We start from the raw sequence: 16,797 nt of genomic DNA, 5'->3' as shown, positions 1-16,797 counted from the left end.
CCGATTGAAGCTCCCGTGAGTTCAGCAACCGTTCAGAAAGAATGCTTGAGACCGACCATCACCACCGTCTGGCCGCCGTTCGACGACGGCGTGGCGTTTTGCGAATCGCCGACCGAGGCGACGGCATCGACGATGGCGCCGCCCTGGCCCAGGGTCTGGCCGCGCGCCAGCTGGCGCGCTTCGATCAGGTAGATCGCCGTGCGCTTCGACAGCGCATACGTCTGTTCGAACGACAACTGGCGGTAGCGCGCGCGGTCCGACACACCGTTGGCGTGGCTGGCGAATGTGTCGCTGTAGCCGGCGGCCAGGAACCACTGCGGCGTCAGCTGGTAGCTCGAGATCAGGCCGGCCGTGTTGAAGATGGCCGTGTCGTGGAAGGCAGAGCGGCTGCCCGCCTGGTATTGCACATTGCTGGCATTGGCGCCCACCATCCACTTGCCCATGGTGTAGCGCGCGCTGGCGGCGATGAACGCGATGCTTTCGGCCGAGGCATAGCCCTGGTTGATGGCGGAAATGCCGAAGCTGGCCGAGGCGTTGTCGCTCCAGCCGGCGCCATTTGCGCCATTTTTCAGTTTCAGATAGCCGAGAGCGAATTGCGCCGGCGAGGTGCTGTACTTGACGGCGGCGCTGAAGCTGCTGCCCACGGCATTGCCGTCGGCCGCTTCGCCAAAGCCGTATTGCGCGCTCGCCTGCAGGCCGCGCCAGGCGGGCATGCTATAGGTGACGGAATTGCTGATGCGCACGGTCGTATCGAGGCCATCGATATCGCCCGGATGGGCACCGGTGGCCCCCGTCAAGACATTGCTCGATGCCAGCGAACCCACCAGCAGGTAATACGGCGTGTACTGGCGGCCAGCCGTCACGCTACCGTAGGCCTTGGATTGCAAGCCTACATACGCCTGGCGGTTGAACAGCGCACTGGCGGAACTTTGCGCACCCGTATCGCTTTCAAAGCCGTTTTCCAGCAAGAACAGCGCCTTCAGGTCGCCGCCCAGGTCTTCCACGCCCTGGAAACCGATCTTGCTGGCGGACAAGCTGCCGCTGCGCATGTAGGTAGTCGAATTGCCGCCCTGGTTACTCGCGTAGGCGGTAGCCGCATCGACCACGCCGTAAATGGTGACATTGCTTTGAGCGCAAACGTTTGCGCCGATGAGCGTGGAGACGGCCAGCGCCGCAGCGCGCATGCATGGTGTGTTCATTTTTTCCTGACTTTCCTGTTTTATTGTACGTCCGACAAGCATTGCCGCCGCGATGGCGCAATACAGACAGTGGCGTCGCGTTGCCGCCCCATCCAACGAGGGGGACGTCCGCTGTTCTTCTTGATCTGGATCAAGCGAGGCAAATTATACGCTTATTTACTCACATATAAGCGATTGACTGTAGGGCGTAGTCTTATAGCAAAACTGGCAGGCGCGCGGACGCAAGCCCGGCAGGATGCGGAAAAATGCGAAACAGATATGGAAAAAGCAGCGGTGGCGCGTGCCGAAAAAACTCGCGTCCGATGAGAGTCAGACCGAGTGGCAAACGGACAAAACGGGGCGGTTCAGCGCAGGATGGCGGGCGCCACCGGCAGGGTTTCCAGTGCAATGAAGGCTTCCAGTGCGCGGCGCATGTCTTCGAACACTTGCTTGCCGTACGCCGCTTCCAGGTGTTCATATTGCAGATCGATCAGCTTGCCCATCTGCAGCAGCAAACTGGCGCCCGCTTCCGACAGGTGCACCTTGCGGCGGCGCTGGTCGCCTTCGAACCTGCTGCGTCCGATCAAGCCGATTTCTTCCATGCGCGCCAGGATGCCGCTCATGCTGGGACTGGAAATCTGGCAGATATCGCACAGTTCGCGCGGTTCCAGGGTGGGGCTTTCGTTCAGCGCGCGCATGATGCGCCACTGCTGCTCCGTCACGCCGAAGTGATTGAGGATGGGGCGGAAATGCTGGAGCAGGCTGTCGCGGGCCTTCAGCAGCAAATGCGGCATGTTCGGATAACGGATCGGTAGCTGCAAGCGGAACTCCTGGGTGGCCGGCAAATGAACGTCATTATACGACTCGCCCGAGGAGAATTGCGGCAAAATTGCCTTTCCCTGCCGTCCTTGATGCCATGGCGTCAGCCTCTGGCTTTTCTCTGCTCGGGAATGAAATGTTCGCGCACAGCCTTGGCCAGCAGGCCAGGCGGCAGCAAACCCTGGCCCAGCAGGAAGTTGTTGAAGGCCAGGCGGTCGAATTTCTCGCCCAGCGCCAGCTCCGTTTCCGCGCGCAACTGCAGGATGCGCGTGTAGCCATAGAAATAGCTGCCAGCCTGCCCCGGCATGTTGAAGGTATAGCGGTCCAGCTCCTGGCGCGCCATCGCTTTCGACAGCATCACTTCGTCCGTCAGGATGCGGCCCGCTTCTTCGCGCGTGATCTGCCCCAGGTTCAGCATCGGGTCGAGCAAGGCACGCGCCGCGCGCAGCATGCGGAACTGCAACGCGATGAACTGGCCTTCGGCCGGCTCGTAGGGAATCATCTCCGCTTCCGCGTACAGGGCCCAGCCTTCCACGTTGACGCTGTTGAACGCGTACAGGCTGCGCGCCTGCGATACGCCCCGCTCCACCATGGCGCTGAACTGCAGCTCGTGGCCCGGACGGCCCTCATGCGCGCTCAGGGTCCATGCCGCGCCCGCGAAATTGAAATCGTCATACGCTTCGCCCTTGCCGCTGGCGGCCGGATTGCTGACGGGGAGGACGAACTGGCCATGTTCTCCCGTATTGCCGATCAGTGGAGGCGGTCGCATGTGCGGCGCTGGCTGGGCCGCCGATTCGGCATCGGATGCCAGGCGCATGGTCATGGCGCGCGCAGGAATATCGACTACGCGCTGCTGGGCGATGCGCTCTTCCAGTTGCGTATTGACGCCCTTGTAATGTGCTTCCAGCCGCTCGTTGGGGATGGAATCGCTTTTCAGCGCGCGCAGCACCTGGCGGTAATCGCTGCCGTCGATGCCCTTCAAAGCCAGCCTGGCCGCCACCACGGGCGCCAGCGCCTGCATGGCGGCGCGCGTTTCCAGGTAGGCCACTTGTGCCCGTTCGACCAGCGCGCGCGGCTCGATGTCGATGCCCACCTGTTTCAGGCGGAAGGCGTACAACTCGGGCGCCATGCGGAAATCCGTGCGTGACTGGGGCAGCACCACTTGCTTTTCCCACGCTGCATATTCGTTCAACTGCTGCTCCATGGCCGCCAGCGCAGGTTCGGCGTCCGCGATCTGCATGTCGGCGAACAGCTTGCGGATGCCGGCGATATACGTCGGCACGTTTTCCAGCGACTGCTCCACCTGCAGGCGCACGGGGCCGGCCAGGCCAGGCTTGCCGATCTTTTCCGTGAAACGCGCCTTGGCCTGCTGCGTGATCGGCGTAGTGCCCGGGAACTGGCCCACGTAGCGCTGCAGGCGTTCGAGCGCCTTGGCGCGGCGCGCGGCCGGACGCTGCTCCTGCAGCAAGCTTTGCATGCTGCCAAAGACCATTTGCGGCACATCGACCCACGGCAGTGTGTATTTGGCGTCCAGCTGGGCGCCGGTGATTTCCTGGTCCACAGCCTGCGTCAGGATTTGCAGATCCTGACGGATGCGTTCATCTTTTTCCGCCGCCAGCTTTTGCTGCAATTGCGCGCGCGCCTGCCGCATGGCTGCCACATAACGTTCGGTGATCTCAAGCCCCAGGTCGGCGGCCAGGCCGTCGTACTGCGCCAGGCCCGTGTCGGAAGCGTTTTCGGGCGAGAACTGCGCCTGCGCCAACAGCACGATGGCCGCGTTACGGTTGCTTGCCTCGACCCAGGCCGATTCGGCGCCGGCCGCTGCAGGGGCGGCGGCCATGGCGGGCATGGCAAACGCGATGGAGAGTGCTGCGGCAAGCACGCTCTGGTGCAATGTCGGAATTACGGGCATCGTGGGTTTCCTTCCTGGCAGAGTCGGCGAACAATACGGCGAACAAAACGGCCAGTATCGGCGAGCGCCAGGGTACTGTCAATCGGACGGGAACAGGCCGCGCCAGGCGACCCGTCCCGCTCCTGTCAGTACGCCAGCCCGGCGCCAAACTTGTACAGCGGATGGGCCGTGTCATACGGCACGTCCGATTTCTGCATCTGCACTTCGGCCATCGACGAGGGCAGCTCGAACGGCAGCTTGCCTTGCGGCTTGGCCTTGCCCGTCAGGACATCGAACAGCGCGCCGTCGCTCACGCCAAAGTTGGCGACAATGGCACTGGCCTTGTCCTGCACGTTGCCGAGAATGGCCGGTCGGTCCAGGTACACCGTCACCACCGTCTTCGGCGCGAATTTCGCCGCGTTCTTGATCGCCTCGTAGTCGGCGTCGCCATCGGCATAGTTCAGGCGGCCTTCGTGCTGCATGCTGCCGAAGATGTAATTCGGGTGCAGGGTTTCATAGGGCGCCGCCACCCGCAGCAGGGCCACGTCCGCTTCCTGCGGCGTGGCCACCACCGTGTAGCCATACTGCTTGGCCACGGCCGCGTCGATGCCGTACAGGTAAACCTTCTTGACGCTAGCCGCCAGCGGCAAGACCTTGTCCTTGTTTTCCAGCAGGACCAGCGAACGGCGCTGGGCGTCCAGGCCCGCCTCGACGAATTCCGCCTTGCCCACCGTGGCGGCTGCCTTGGCCGCATCGACAAATGGATGCTCGAAAAGGCCCTGCTTGAATTTCTGGATCAGGATACGCCGCGCCGAGGCGTTGATGCGCGCTTCCGTCAGCTGGCCCCGCTGCACGGCTTGCGTCAGGTACGGCGCTTCCGTCACGCCGCCAAACTGGTCCATCCCCGCCGTGACAGCCTTCACGTAACGTTCGGCCTTGGTGGCGTCTTCCATGCCCCACGGCGTGCCGAAGCCGATGAAGGAAGGCGCGACGCCCGGCGCCGTGCCGTTGCGGCAGTTGGCGTCGCAGTCGGAGGTGATGCCCCAGTCGGACAGGATCACGCCTTCGAAGCCGTATTTGCCGCGCAGCAGACCCGTCAGCATGGTCTTGCTGAAACCGGCCGCCACTTGTTCCAGGGTGATGCCGGCTATGGTGATATTGCCGTCTGGCAGGGCGTACGTAGGCATGACGGAAGCCGCCTTGGCAGTGAACGCCCCTTCGAACGGCTTCACGTGGTAAGCGAAGTTGTTGCCCGGGTAGGTCATGTAGCGGCCATAGTAATTGTGGCCGTCAAAGCCCTCTTTCGTGGCGCCGTAGCCGACCCAGTGCTTGACGACGGCCACCACGCTGCCGTCATGCAAGCCCGTATTGCCGTCCTGGAAGCCCTCGATATAGTGCTGCACCATGCGCTTGGCCAGGTCGGCGTCTTCACCAAAGGTGCCGTTGATGCGCGACCAGCGCGGCTCGGTGGCCAGGTCCGCCTGCGGCGACAGGGCTTGCGTGATGCCGACGGCCAGGTATTCCTGGCGCGCGATGTCGCCGAAGCGGCGCACCAGGGCATCGTCGCCGATGGCGGCCAGGCCCAGTGTTTCCGGCCACTGCGAGAAGCCGGAGGTAGCCGCGCTGGCGCCCACCGTGTACTGGAAATGGTGGCGCGGGTCCGTGCTGATGGAGACGGGGATGCCGTGGCGCGAAGCTTCGCTCAGGGCTTGCACCTTGTTGTACTGGGCCGCCATATTGGCCGTATCGCCCGCCATGCGCGTAATAAACGTGTTGACGTACTGCTTGACGATCAGGTCTTGCAAGGCCACCAGGTCATACGCGCCGCCTAGGCCGATGCCGGAAGGGTCGGACACGGTGGGCGCCGTGCCGTGCATCATCAGGCCCGCTTTTTCATCGAGGCTCAGGCGCGAAAGCAGGTCGTCGGCGCGCGCCTCGGCCGACAGGCGCCAGTCTTCGTACGGGTCGATCTTGCCGTTGCGGTTCATATCCTTGAAGGTATAACCGTCGACCTTGAGCTGGGTGTAGGTAGTGGCGCCGAACACGGGCTGCGTGTAGCCCTCGCTTCCGGTATCGCTGCCGCAAGCGGCCAGGGCAAGCGTGGCGACGCAGCCGGCGACCACGCGGGCCATCGGTTTCAAAGTGCAATTCATCATTATCTCCAAGACTGTTTTTGTAGGTATAAGGCGCGGCAGCAAGGCCGGCCGAAAACAATATAGCGTGAGAATGCGTGAGTTTTTTGACCGGGCAGCACCCGTTTTATACCTGCGAGAACAATTTTTTCTTGGGCAGCACGACAAGCAACAATCTCCTACAAAGTGCTAATATTTGTGAAAAATTACTACAACAAGCAGGAGACACCCTTGCACAAACCCGACACGCGCACGGTTTCGAACCGCATCGCGCAGCAATGTGCGCGCGCCATGCAGGCCGATGGGCACGACCCGGCCGACTTCTTTCAGCAGACGGGCATCACGCTGGCGCAACTCACGGAACCTGGCGGGCGCATCAACGCCGAGCGGCACCGCCGCATGACGGCTTACGCCCAGCACTTGCCGCAGCACCGCGGCCTGCTCGATCTCGACGTGACGCACTGGTTCGCGCATTACCCTGGCATCGCCCACGTCTGCTTCAACCGCCCCACCCTGCGCAGCGCGCTGCACGAGCTGCTGCACTTGCGGGGTCTGATCGGCGAATTTGATTTCATGCTGATGAGCGAGAGTGGCACGCGCATCGAGATCGAATACCTGTCCGAGTTTTGCCCCATGGGGGGGGCCATGCAGGCGCTGGCCAATTTCCGCATGTTGTCGCTGGTAGCGCGCGCTTACGACGGGGGCGCAGCCACCACCTTCCATGCCAGCTTCCGGGGCAAGGCACCGTGGTTTGCGACAGCCATTTCCGAGTGTTTCGGCGCCAGCGCCACCTTTGGCCAGGCGCGCAATACATTGACATTCGACGCACCGGCGCTGGACCGGCCTTTCGCCCAGTTCAACGCCATGCTGGCGCCGCACGCGCTGCGCCATGCGCAGGGGCAATTGCAGAAACTGCAGGGGGCGCAGCTGTTTTCGGCCCGCGTGGAGCAAGCCATCATCGATTTGCTGGGCCAGCAGGCCGACGCCGACGGCGCCTCGCTGCTGCCGGCCCTGTGCGACGGCCTGGCGATGAACCGCTGGACCTTGCAGCGCCAGTTGCAGCAGGAGCAGACCTCGTTCCGCGCGCTGGAATTGCGCGCCAAGAGCCGAGAATCGCGCCGCCTGCTGCGCGAAACGAACCTGAGCGTGGTGGAAATCAGCGAGCGCCTGGGCTTTTCCTCGCAAAGCGCATTCACCCGCTTTTTCAAGACCCAGTTCGAGCTGCCGCCGGCGCGCTACCGCCACGACATGCAAGGCAGCTCATAGGACTACGTCAGAAGAAGTGGCGCATCCCCGCCATCACGCCATTCTGCGTGCGCCCCGCGCCCACGGTGCCTCCTGCGTCCAACGCCACGGCGGCAGCGCCATCGTTGTCCATGCGGCCGATGGCGCTGTAGATGGCCATGCGTTTGGATAAATGATAGGTCAGGCGCACGGTGGCCAGGGTGGCATCGTTCGGGCTGTGCTTGACGGCCAGTCTGGCGAGCTGTCCATCGAGGACCAGCGCGGGGGCGACCGGCCAGGCGGCACCCACATACAGCAGTTGCGAGTCGACTTGTCCCGTGGCGGCGTGGATGGTGCGGTCGATGATGCCGCCGCCGATTTTCAGCCGGTCGACCATGGCATAGGCGCTGGCGATCACGCGGCGGTCGAAGTTGCGGCTCGACGTGAGGCCGTTGGCCGCGCCCGCGTTGCCGTACATGATGTCGTACGACACCGTGGCGCCGTAGCGGCCCGTGTCATAGCCCAGCAAGGCCGTGATTTGGCGGCAAGCCTTTGCATTTCCCGCCACTTCGCCCGCGCAGCCCGTGGCCGCCGGCCCGCCCGCAGCCGAGACATCGCGCCCCAGGCTGTAGGTGGCGCCCACCGTCACATCAGAAAACGTACCCAGGTAGCCGATGGCATTGTCGCTGCGTGCATTTGGCAGGTACAGATCGAGGCTGCTGATGGAAAACAGGGCCGGGCCCATGATGTCGGACTTTTGCGTGGCCCAGAACGACATATTCATTTGCCGCCCCAGCATCACGCTGCCATAGCGCCCCTTCAAGCCCACGTACGACTGGCGGCCGAACAATCTCCCGCCCTGCCCCGCGATGCCCGTATCGACGCCGAAGCCCGATTCCAGCGCAAAGATCGCTTGCCAGCCGCCGCCCAGGTCTTCCACGCCCTTAAGGCCGAAGCGCGATGGCAATGAACCCGTCAAGGTGGGCATCTTGGTGACGCTGTCGCCGGCCGCGTTGGCATTCGTCGTGTAGGCCACGGAGCTGTCGAGCACTCCGTACAGGGTAACGCTGCTTTGCGCGTGGGCGCTGGTGCACACGCCGTGGGCGCACGCGCCCAGCAGCGCCATGCTGATGGCGTTGATTTTTCTCATGCTTGTCTCCGTTTTTTGTGGTTTTTATTCGGCGTCTGGCTGCACATCGGGGTGCGCCTGCTGAAAAGCCGGCAGCGCCTCGCAATGCGCGACGATGCGCAGGATCGTCGGATACGGCGCCAGGTCGCACTGGAAGCGCCGCGCGTTGTAGACCTGCGGCACCAGGCAGCAATCGGCAAGGGTCGGCGTGTCGCCATGGCAGAACAGGCCCGTGTGCACGCTGCTCGCCAGTGCGGCTTCCAGCGCGCCCAGGCCCAGATTGGTCCAGTGCTGGTACCACGCATTCTTCTGTTCCTGCGACAGGGCCAAAGGCCCCGTCAGGTAATTGAGCACGCGCAGGTTGTTCAGCGGGTGGATGTCGCAGGCGCAGACCATGGCCAGCTGGCGCACGCGGGCGCGGCCCGGCGCGTCGGCCGGCAGGAGTTTTTGCCCCGCCTGTGTCTCGTCCAGGTACTCGATAATGGCCAGCGATTGCGTCAGCACCGCGCCGCCGTCCTCCAGCACGGGCAGCAACTGCTGCGGATTCAGGCTGGAAAATGCCGGCGTGAACTGCTCGCCGCCATTGCGGCTCAGGTGCACATAGGCCGTGTCGGCGTGCAGGTGTTTCAGGTTCAGCGCGATGCGCACGCGGTAGGACGCGGAGCTGCGGTAATAGCCATGCAGTTTCATACGGTACTTTCAGTCAGGGTGGCTGGAACGGCGACACAGCGACTCCTGACGCGCATCAAACGCCCCATGGCCAGCAAGGCCAGGGAAGCCAGCACGGCGGGAATAGCCAGCAAAAAGAAGATGGTTTCATTATCGAGTTTCAGGGTCAGCATCAGGCCACCGGCCATGGAACCGAGCACAGAGCCGCTGCGGCCCACGGCGGCGGCCCAGCTGACACCCGTGGCGCGGCTCGACGTAGGGTAGAACGCGGCGGCCAGCGCATTGGCGCCCACTTGCGATCCGCTCACGCCAAAGCCCACGCCGAAGACGGCCAGCACCAGCAAGGCCAGGCTGCTGCCCGACAGGGCCACGACGACGATGCAGCCGGCGGCCGCCAGGTAGGCGATGCTTAGCACTTTATGGGGGCTGTAGCGGTCCATCCAGCGGCCCAGCAAGATGGCGCCCACCGTGCCGCCCACCTGGAACATCATCGTCACCAGCGAGGCGTTCGACAGGGACAGGCCATTGCCGTTAAGCAAAGTTGGCATCCAGCTCGAGAGCAGATAGATGATGAGCAGGCTCATGAAGAATGTGGACCACAGCAGCAAGGTGCCGCCAATCACGCCGGGACGAAACAGTTCCGCCATGGGTGAACCGGCAAGTTTTTTGTCGCTGACCACGAGGCGCGGCAGGCTGGCCAGGGTGGGTGCGATGCGGCGCATGATCGTTTCGCTCCCATCGCGCCCTTTCAATACCAGCCAGCGCAGGGATTCGGGCAGCGCCAGCAGCAACACTGGCACTAGCAGCAGGGGCAAGGCGCCGCCCAGCATCAGCACGCCGCGCCAGCCGATCAGGTGCAGCAGCTGCGCCGAAGCCAGGCCGCCCAGCGCGGAGCCGATGGTAAAGCCGCAAAACATCATGGTCACCAGGCCGGAACGGCGCTGCTGCGGGCAGTATTCGGACGTCATGGTGACCGACGTCGGCATGGCGCCACCCAGGCCCAGCCCCGTGAAAAAGCGCAGCGCCAGCAGCATGGTCAGATCCGTCGACCAGGCAGACAGCAGGCTGGCCGCGCCAAAAAACGCCACGGAGACGATCAGCACGGGACGGCGGCCATAGCGGTCCGCCAGGGGGCCGAACAGGAACGAGCCGGCCATCAGGCCAAACAGGCCGGCGCCGAACAGGGGCGCCAGCGCGGCGGGGGTCAAGCCCCATTCGGCGCGGATGGCGGGCGCGATGAAACCGATCGAGGCCGTGTCGAAGCCGTCGATGGCGACGATCAAAAAGCATAGCCAGAGGATCAGCTTCTGGTAGCGGGAAAACGGGTGACTGTCGAGGAAGTGCTGGACGTCGGTGCTGGCATTGCTATTCATGCTGTCTCCATTCTTGTTGGTGGCATTACCGGGCTGCGCGATCTGTGCCGCACTGGCCCGGGGATGTTTATTGCACGGCGACGGTGATCGGCGTCAAACCAGCGATGCGCGCCTCCATGGTTTGCCCGCTGGTGACGGCACCCACGCCTTCGGGCGTGCCCGTCATGATGATGTCGCCCGGCTGCAGCGCGAACAGGGTCGACAGATTGGCAATGACTTCATTGACGGACCAGATCAGGTGCGTCAAATCGCTCGTCTGCACGACCTTGCCGTCGACTTCCAGCACGATGGCGCCCGTGGTGATCTCGCCGGACGCCGCGATCGGCGTGAGCGCGCCAATGGGCGCCGAATAGTCGAATGCCTTGCCGATTTCCCACGGACGTCCCTGCTCGCGCATGCGCATCTGCAGGTCGCGCCGCGTCATGTCCAGGCCCACGCCGTAGCCGAAGATGTGCGACGCCGCATCGGCCAGTGCGATATTGCTGCCGCCCTTGCCGATGGCGACCACCAGCTCAATCTCGTGGTGGTAGTTCGACGTCTGCGCCGGATACGGCACCGTGGCCGTCACGCCGGGCGGCACGGGCACGACGGATTGGTCGTCGTTCGGTTTGCAAAAGAAGAATGGCGGTTCGCGGTCCGGGTCAAAACCCATTTCGCGTGCATGGGCGGCGTAGTTGCGGCCGACGCAATAGATGCGGCGCACGGGAAACTGGCTGTCGGTGCCAAGGATGGGCAGGCCGGCGATGGCTTGGGGGGGGAAGATGAAGTTGGTCATGTCAAAGTCCTGTCTGAAAAATCAATCGGTCAAAAACTGCTCGCGCAGCACGCCCATCGCTTGCTGCACGGGGCGGTCGGAAAAACTGAACAGCACCACGTCTTCCTGCGAGCAATCGAAGGAAACGGCGGCCCATGAAGGCACGACGAAGGTGTCGCGCGGGGCGAAGTCGAATACCTGCTCGCCGATCGTCACCTTGCCGCAGCCTTCGACCACGCTGTAGACCGTGCCGTCGGTGCTGCGCGCGCGCTTGCCTGCAAACCCTTTGGGCAGCAGCTGCATGAAGGTGGCCATGGTGGGCATGGGCGAGCCGCCCGTCAGCGGGTTCGTATAACGCAGCTTGTAGCCATGCCAGTCATCGATGGCGTCCGTGCGCGACAGCAGGTCCAGCGCTTCGCGCGAACGGGCATACGGATAGTTGAAGATGGGCGAGGTGGCGCCCTGGTGCAGCGACTTGACGGGCGCCATGTTGTAGCCGTAGCGGGCGAAGCTCTGGCCTTCCGGGCGAGTGACCGCCTGGCTGTCTTGCGTATCGTTTTCCGCGAAACCGGAATCGAAATAGCGCAGCATGGGAATGTCGAGGCCATCGAGCCAGACGACAGGCTCGCAGACGCCATCGACACCCAGGTTGCCATGGTCATGCCAGGTCCACGAGGGAGTAATGATGAAATCCCCCGGGTGCATGGTGGTGCGTTCGCCCGCCACGGTTGTGTAGGCGCCCTGCCCGCTCACGACAAAGCGCAGCGCCGACTGGCTGTGACGGTGCGACGGCGCCACTTCTCCGGGTAAAATCAGCTGCAAGCCCGCGTACAGCGATTGCGTAATCGACGAGCGGCCCGGCAAGGCCGGGTTTTCCAGCACCAGGACTCTGCGCACGGCTTCGTGGGCCGTAATCACTTCGCCGGCACGCGCCAGCTGCGGTGCGATATCGGCATAGCGCCACAGGGCGGGGGCATATGGCGCCGTCGGATGGGGCGGCACGAGGGTGTGCAGGGATTGCCACAGCGGCGACAGATGCATGCCGCTCAGGGCTGCATACAAGGCCTCGCGTTCGGGCGTTTGATGGGAAGTCATGCTGCGTCCTTCTCGGTGGTGGCCAGGCAGGTTTGCGCCGTCCAGCCATACAGCCAGGCCAGCGCCTCATAGAATTGCGCGGGCGTGCGGCCGCGCCACAGGTCGTTACGTACCAGGCGTTCGACGCCTTTGGCGTGATACAGACGGCCCATTTCGCGCGCCGACAGCACGACGCGCGCGGTGCGGGCGATGCGCGAGGTCTGATACAGCTGGAAGGCGGCGGCCATGTCGAAATCGCAGGCGCGCACGGCCTCGCCCAGGGTCACGGCATCTTCCAGCGCCATGCAGGCGCCCTGCGCCAGGTATTGCAGCATCGGGTGGGCCGAGTCGCCCAGCAAGGTCATGCGCTTCGTGCTCCAGTTGGCGACGGGGTCGCGGTCGGCCGTGCTCCAGCGTTTCCACGATGTGGGCTTGTGCAGCAGCTGGCGCGGCTGCGCGTGGACACCGTCGAAGTAGGACAGCACTTCTTCCTTGCTGCCGTCCGTGACGCTCCACGCCTCCTGGTCGCGGCTGTGGAAAGTCACCACCAGGTTGTATTGCTCTCCATTGCGCAGCGGGTAATGCACGAGATGGCAGTTCGGCCCGGCCCAGACGACGGGCGCGTTCCAGCGCAAGTTGGCCGGCATGTCGGCGGCAGGCACCACGGCGCGGTAGACCACGTGGCCGGAAACGCGCACGGCATCGCCCACGATGCGCTCGCGGATCACGGACTTGACGCCATCGCAGCCGATCAGCACATCGGCGCGGAAACTGCGCCCCGCCGCATCGACCACGGTGACGCCCGTGTCGTCTTCCACCACGTCCGTCACCTGCGACGACGTCACAAACGTGATCAGCGGCGAGGTACGCACCGCGTCGAGGATGGCGCCATGGATATCGGCCCGGTGAATCACGGCGTAGGGATTGCTGAAGCGTGCACGAAAGGCCGCATCGACGACGAAGGTGCCCACTTCGGCGGCATCGACGGCATCCATCATCACCAGGCGTTCCGTGAAGACGGCCTTGGCACGCGTGCGTTGGCCCACGCCCAGCGCGTCCAGCGCGGCGAAGGCGTTGGGCGCCAGCTGGATGCCGGCGCCGATCTCGCCCAGGGTCGATGCCTGTTCCAGCACGGTGACGGCCAGCCCGAGGCGCGACAGGGACAGGGCGGCGGCCATGCCGCCGATGCCGCCGCCGCCGATCAAGACCGACGGTTTGTGGGGTGCTTCCATTTCTTTCCTCCAATTGATCTGTGTGCTTGTGCGATGCACGTTTGACGTGCTCTTGGTATGACAAGCAGTGTGCCGACAGGTCAATATTTGGTAAAGCAATGGAATACAATAGCAACAATCACGTTTTTAAATAATGGTAGGAAGGCTTCCCATGTCGCGCTTCGATATCGAACTGCTGTTCATCTTTGACGAGATCTATAAAAGCCGCAATGTGACGCGCGCGGCGGAAAACCTGGGCTTGCCACAGTCGACGGTCAGCATCGGCCTGGGGAAATTACGCACGCATTTCGGCGACCGCCTGTTCGCGCGCACCTCGAAAGGCATGGAGCCGACGCCGCGCGCGCAGAACGCCGTGCAGGACGTGCGCGCCGCGATTGCCGCCTGGCAGCACGCGCTGGCCGACCAGCCCGTGTTCGACCCGGCCGCCAGCACGCGCGAATTTGCCATCTGCATGACGGACATCAGTGAAATCGTGCTGCTGCCCACACTGCTTAACCATCTGCAGCAGATCGGCCCCGGCATCACCCTGGACGTGTCGAAGATCGCCACCGACACGCCCGAGCGCCTGGAAGGGGGCGAAGTGGACCTGGCCGTGGGCTTCATGCCGCACCTGGAATCGGGGTTTTATCAGCAGAAACTGTTCGAGCAGCACTTTGTCTGCCTGGTGTCCAGCAGCCACCCGCGCATCCGCGACAGCATCACAGTCGAACAATTCATGCAGGAGGGGCATATCGAAGTGAAAAGCTCGGGCACGGGACATTCCATCGTGGAAAAGGTGCTGGCGGCGGCTGGCGTGCAGCGGCGCATCGTGCTGAAACTGCCAAGCTTTCTCGGTGTATCGCGCATCGTCGCCGAAACCCAGTACATCGTCACGGTACCGTACCGCTACGCGCTGCAAATGCAGGACCACGAAGCGTTCCGCATCCTGCCCCTGCCCGTGCAACTGCCCAGCTTTTCAGTCAAGCAGCACTGGCACGAGCGCTACCATGAAGATGCGTCGAACCGCTGGCTGCGCCAGACGATGGCGCAGTTGTTTGGGGCTGGCGACGCCACAACATTGCCTATTAAGTAATTTTTCTCCATACTGGCAAGCCTTGCCCTTACACTCCATTGATTGAACATGCTCATCAGCCTGCGCCCCGTCACCGCCGACAATTTTGACATCATCAGCGAACTGCCTTTGCTGCCACAGCAACGCGACTATCTGGCCAGCAACGACTATTCCATCGCGCAAGCGAGTTTCTATCGCGCCACGATGCATACGCGCGCCGTGTATGGCGATGAAGAGGTGATCGGTTTCCTGATGTTCGTCTCGCCCGACGACGAAGATCCGCCCGGCCACTACCAGATCTGGCGCTTCATGATCGATCACCGGCGCCAGGGACAAGGGTATGGCAGGGTTGCCCTCGCCCTGGCGCTGGCGGAAATCCGCGCCCGCCCGGACGCGCGCAGCATCGAAATCTGCTACAAGCCCGGCAATGCCAACGCGAAACAGTTCTATGCCAGCATGGGTTTCGTGGAAAAATGCTTGGATGCCGATGGCAATGACATGCTGGCCGTGATACAGCTCGGCGCAGCCTGACCGGGCATGGCGGGCAAGAATGGGCAAACTACGCTAAGCTGCATCGGCCCCACCACTTTACAAGGACCACCATGACCCTGATCGTCGTCGCCACCATCGATGCCCAAGCTGACCATATCGACGCCGTGCGCGCCGCCCTGGAAGCCGTCGTACTACCCAGCCGGGCAGAAAGCGCCTGCCTGCGCTACGAATTGCACCTCGACAACAAGATCCCCACGCGCTTCATCATGCTGGAAGAATGGACCGACCAGGACGCGCTGACGGCGCACTATGCGACGTCCCACTTCAAGGCGCTGGTGGCCGCCGTGGGCGACAAGGTCGTCAAGATCGACGTGGCTGAGTTGAGCAAGCTGAAGTAACGCGCACGGCAGCGTTCAATCGCGCGTTCTCCAAAGAAAGTTGTCACTTATAATATGGCAACTTTTTTTTATGGCACCATCATGACCCCCTTTTCCTGGATACACGGCGCCCTTGCGGCGGCCGCCTTCACCATTTGCACCGGCGCCTCGGCACAAGCGCCCATGCCCAATCTCGTGGGCGAATACAACTTGCTCTCGTCGACAACCGTGCCGCCCAGCAACTGGGGCTATTCCAAGGCCCGTGTTTCAATCAAACAGCTCGATGACCATCACCTGTTGATCCTGCTCGCCTGCGAATGGAAACGCGAGCCGAAGGCCGTCTGCGGCGATTATTTCCATGCCCAGTGGCGCGACGATGGCCTGTATCTGCAGGATATGAACACCTTCGCCATGCGCCTGTACTTCGATCCCGCCTCGCGCAAGCTCACCATCATTTCGCGCGGCGCCGACGCCAAGCAAAGCGTGCGCCACGAAGTGTTCGGCACGACAACCGCGCCACTCGTCGACACCGCCCTCGTGCGGCGCATGAAGCGCGAGCAGTCGAATGCCGACAGCAAGGAAAACCGGCGCGTGTTCGGGCCCTACACCAAGTGGGACTACCGGGAAAACCGCATCGAATTCCAGCGCCAGGACTTGACGGCACCATGATGTCACACCTGATCCAACCCATGCGGCGCCAGCTGCTGCGCCTCGCCGGTGCCCTGCTGTGCTCGCCCGTGCTCGCGCGCGCGGCCGACGGCGGCCTGCCCCACGCCGTGCACCAGCGCATCCTTGCCACCCTCGACGCGCCGCTGCCCAAGGTGCTCAATGTGCACCACCTTGCGCTGATACGGCGTTTCAACATCGGCTGGTCGCCCGTGGAAAGCGGCGCACCCATGCTCAATCCGGCGTACCCGCTGGGCAAAGACGATACCCTGGCGCTGGCCATGCAAGCGATCGCCAGCAAAGATGCGGCACTGGCCGCGCAGCGCCTGATGGAAGCGGCGCTGCTGCTGCCCCACTTCGTGCAGATGGCCGACCTGAAACCGGGCAGCTATGCCAACGGCAAGGCGCCCTTCACCTTGACTGCCCGGCATCTGACGCTGCTGCGGCAGCAGTCGTGGATGACGCTGGAAATGCTGGGCATGGGCGCGGAAGATTACCTGGCCGAAGGCTACTGGCCCACCCCGTCCGTCGACGGCAAGCGCCCGTACGGCGACTTCACGAATTACCCGGTGGAAATGGCACAGGCGCTGGGCCTGCCCGTGCGCCAGCAAGCGGACGGCAGTCTGGCCATCACGCCCAAACTGCAAGCGCAATTGAAAGCGCTGCACCGGCAAACCATGCCAGCGCTGCAAGTATTCGTGCGGGAAGCGGGCTTGCGGCGCAATACCGTCTAACG

16 protein-coding genes are annotated in these 16,797 nt (G+C 63.4%); 6 read left to right on the top strand and 10 right to left on the bottom strand.

The features are described 5' to 3' along the window. Window positions 1-32 precede the first annotated feature (32 nt). From ACQ4WN_RS09595 to ACQ4WN_RS09580, 4 genes are all read right to left on the bottom strand, one after another. A complete protein-coding gene (locus ACQ4WN_RS09595; RefSeq protein ID WP_436551325.1) occupies window positions 33-1,199 on the bottom strand; it encodes a porin in 1,167 nt (388 codons plus the stop codon). A gap of 344 nt (window positions 1,200-1,543) precedes the next feature. Then, entirely contained in the window at window positions 1,544-1,999 is a 456-nt protein-coding gene (gene hpaR / locus ACQ4WN_RS09590) for a homoprotocatechuate degradation operon regulator HpaR (protein WP_436551324.1), read from the bottom strand. A gap of 101 nt (window positions 2,000-2,100) precedes the next feature. Continuing rightward, window positions 2,101-3,909 carry a DUF885 domain-containing protein gene (locus ACQ4WN_RS09585; protein WP_436551323.1) on the bottom strand — a complete coding sequence of 603 codons (1,809 nt, stop codon included), beginning with the start codon at window positions 3,907-3,909 and terminating at the stop codon, window positions 2,101-2,103. Window positions 3,910-4,034: 125 nt separating this feature from the next. Continuing rightward, on the bottom strand, window positions 4,035-6,044 hold the full coding sequence (locus ACQ4WN_RS09580) for a glycoside hydrolase family 3 protein (protein WP_436551322.1): 2,010 nt from the start codon (window positions 6,042-6,044) through the stop codon (window positions 4,035-4,037). Between the two features lie 207 nt (window positions 6,045-6,251). On the opposite strand from ACQ4WN_RS09580, the gene ACQ4WN_RS09575 reads away from it, so the two are divergent. Then, on the top strand, window positions 6,252-7,286 hold the full coding sequence (locus tag ACQ4WN_RS09575) for a helix-turn-helix transcriptional regulator (RefSeq protein WP_436551321.1): 1,035 nt from the start codon (window positions 6,252-6,254) through the stop codon (window positions 7,284-7,286). 7 nt (window positions 7,287-7,293) lie between these two features. Here ACQ4WN_RS09575 and ACQ4WN_RS09570 read toward each other — a convergent pair whose 3' ends face one another. The 6 genes from ACQ4WN_RS09570 to ACQ4WN_RS09545 form a co-directional block, all read right to left on the bottom strand. Further along, window positions 7,294-8,394, bottom strand: a complete 1,101-nt coding sequence (locus ACQ4WN_RS09570; RefSeq protein WP_436551320.1) for a porin — start codon at window positions 8,392-8,394, stop codon at window positions 7,294-7,296. A gap of 24 nt (window positions 8,395-8,418) precedes the next feature. Further along, on the bottom strand, window positions 8,419-9,063 hold the full coding sequence (maiA, locus tag ACQ4WN_RS09565; protein WP_436551319.1) for a maleylacetoacetate isomerase: 645 nt from the start codon (window positions 9,061-9,063) through the stop codon (window positions 8,419-8,421). Next, window positions 9,060-10,415: an MFS transporter gene (locus ACQ4WN_RS09560; RefSeq protein WP_436551318.1), complete on the bottom strand. Its 1,356-nt coding sequence runs from the start codon at window positions 10,413-10,415 to the stop codon at window positions 9,060-9,062. The genes maiA and ACQ4WN_RS09560 overlap by 4 nt, the downstream gene beginning before the upstream one ends. Window positions 10,416-10,482: 67 nt before the next feature. Continuing rightward, window positions 10,483-11,190: a fumarylacetoacetate hydrolase family protein gene (locus ACQ4WN_RS09555; protein ID WP_436551317.1), complete on the bottom strand. Its 708-nt coding sequence runs from the start codon at window positions 11,188-11,190 to the stop codon at window positions 10,483-10,485. A gap of 21 nt (window positions 11,191-11,211) precedes the next feature. After that, window positions 11,212-12,264, bottom strand: a complete 1,053-nt coding sequence (gene gtdA / locus ACQ4WN_RS09550; RefSeq protein WP_436551316.1) for a gentisate 1,2-dioxygenase — start codon at window positions 12,262-12,264, stop codon at window positions 11,212-11,214. Next, window positions 12,261-13,475, bottom strand: a complete 1,215-nt coding sequence (locus tag ACQ4WN_RS09545; RefSeq protein ID WP_436551315.1) for a 3-hydroxybenzoate 6-monooxygenase — start codon at window positions 13,473-13,475, stop codon at window positions 12,261-12,263. The genes gtdA and ACQ4WN_RS09545 overlap by 4 nt, the downstream gene beginning before the upstream one ends. A 151-nt stretch (window positions 13,476-13,626) precedes the next feature. On the opposite strand from ACQ4WN_RS09545, the gene ACQ4WN_RS09540 reads away from it, so the two are divergent. From ACQ4WN_RS09540 to ACQ4WN_RS09520, 5 genes are all read left to right on the top strand, one after another. Continuing rightward, window positions 13,627-14,547 carry a LysR family transcriptional regulator gene (locus ACQ4WN_RS09540; protein WP_436551314.1) on the top strand — a complete coding sequence of 307 codons (921 nt, stop codon included), beginning with the start codon at window positions 13,627-13,629 and terminating at the stop codon, window positions 14,545-14,547. Window positions 14,548-14,595: 48 nt separating this feature from the next. Next, entirely contained in the window at window positions 14,596-15,057 is a 462-nt protein-coding gene (locus ACQ4WN_RS09535; RefSeq protein WP_436551313.1) for a GNAT family N-acetyltransferase, read from the top strand. A gap of 71 nt (window positions 15,058-15,128) precedes the next feature. Continuing rightward, on the top strand, window positions 15,129-15,416 hold the full coding sequence (locus ACQ4WN_RS09530) for a putative quinol monooxygenase (protein ID WP_436551312.1): 288 nt from the start codon (window positions 15,129-15,131) through the stop codon (window positions 15,414-15,416). A gap of 81 nt (window positions 15,417-15,497) precedes the next feature. After that, a complete protein-coding gene (locus tag ACQ4WN_RS09525; protein WP_436551311.1) occupies window positions 15,498-16,064 on the top strand; it encodes a hypothetical protein in 567 nt (188 codons plus the stop codon). After that, complete coding sequence (locus ACQ4WN_RS09520) at window positions 16,061-16,795, top strand: hypothetical protein (RefSeq protein ID WP_436551310.1); 735 nt, start codon at window positions 16,061-16,063, stop codon at window positions 16,793-16,795. Before ACQ4WN_RS09525 ends, ACQ4WN_RS09520 begins: the two co-directional genes overlap by 4 nt. Window positions 16,796-16,797 lie beyond the last annotated feature (2 nt).

Source organism: Janthinobacterium pasteuri (assembly GCF_051380775.1).
GTDB lineage: Bacteria > Pseudomonadota > Gammaproteobacteria > Burkholderiales > Burkholderiaceae_D > Janthinobacterium.
This window is presented reverse-complemented; position numbering and strand designations above follow the sequence as displayed.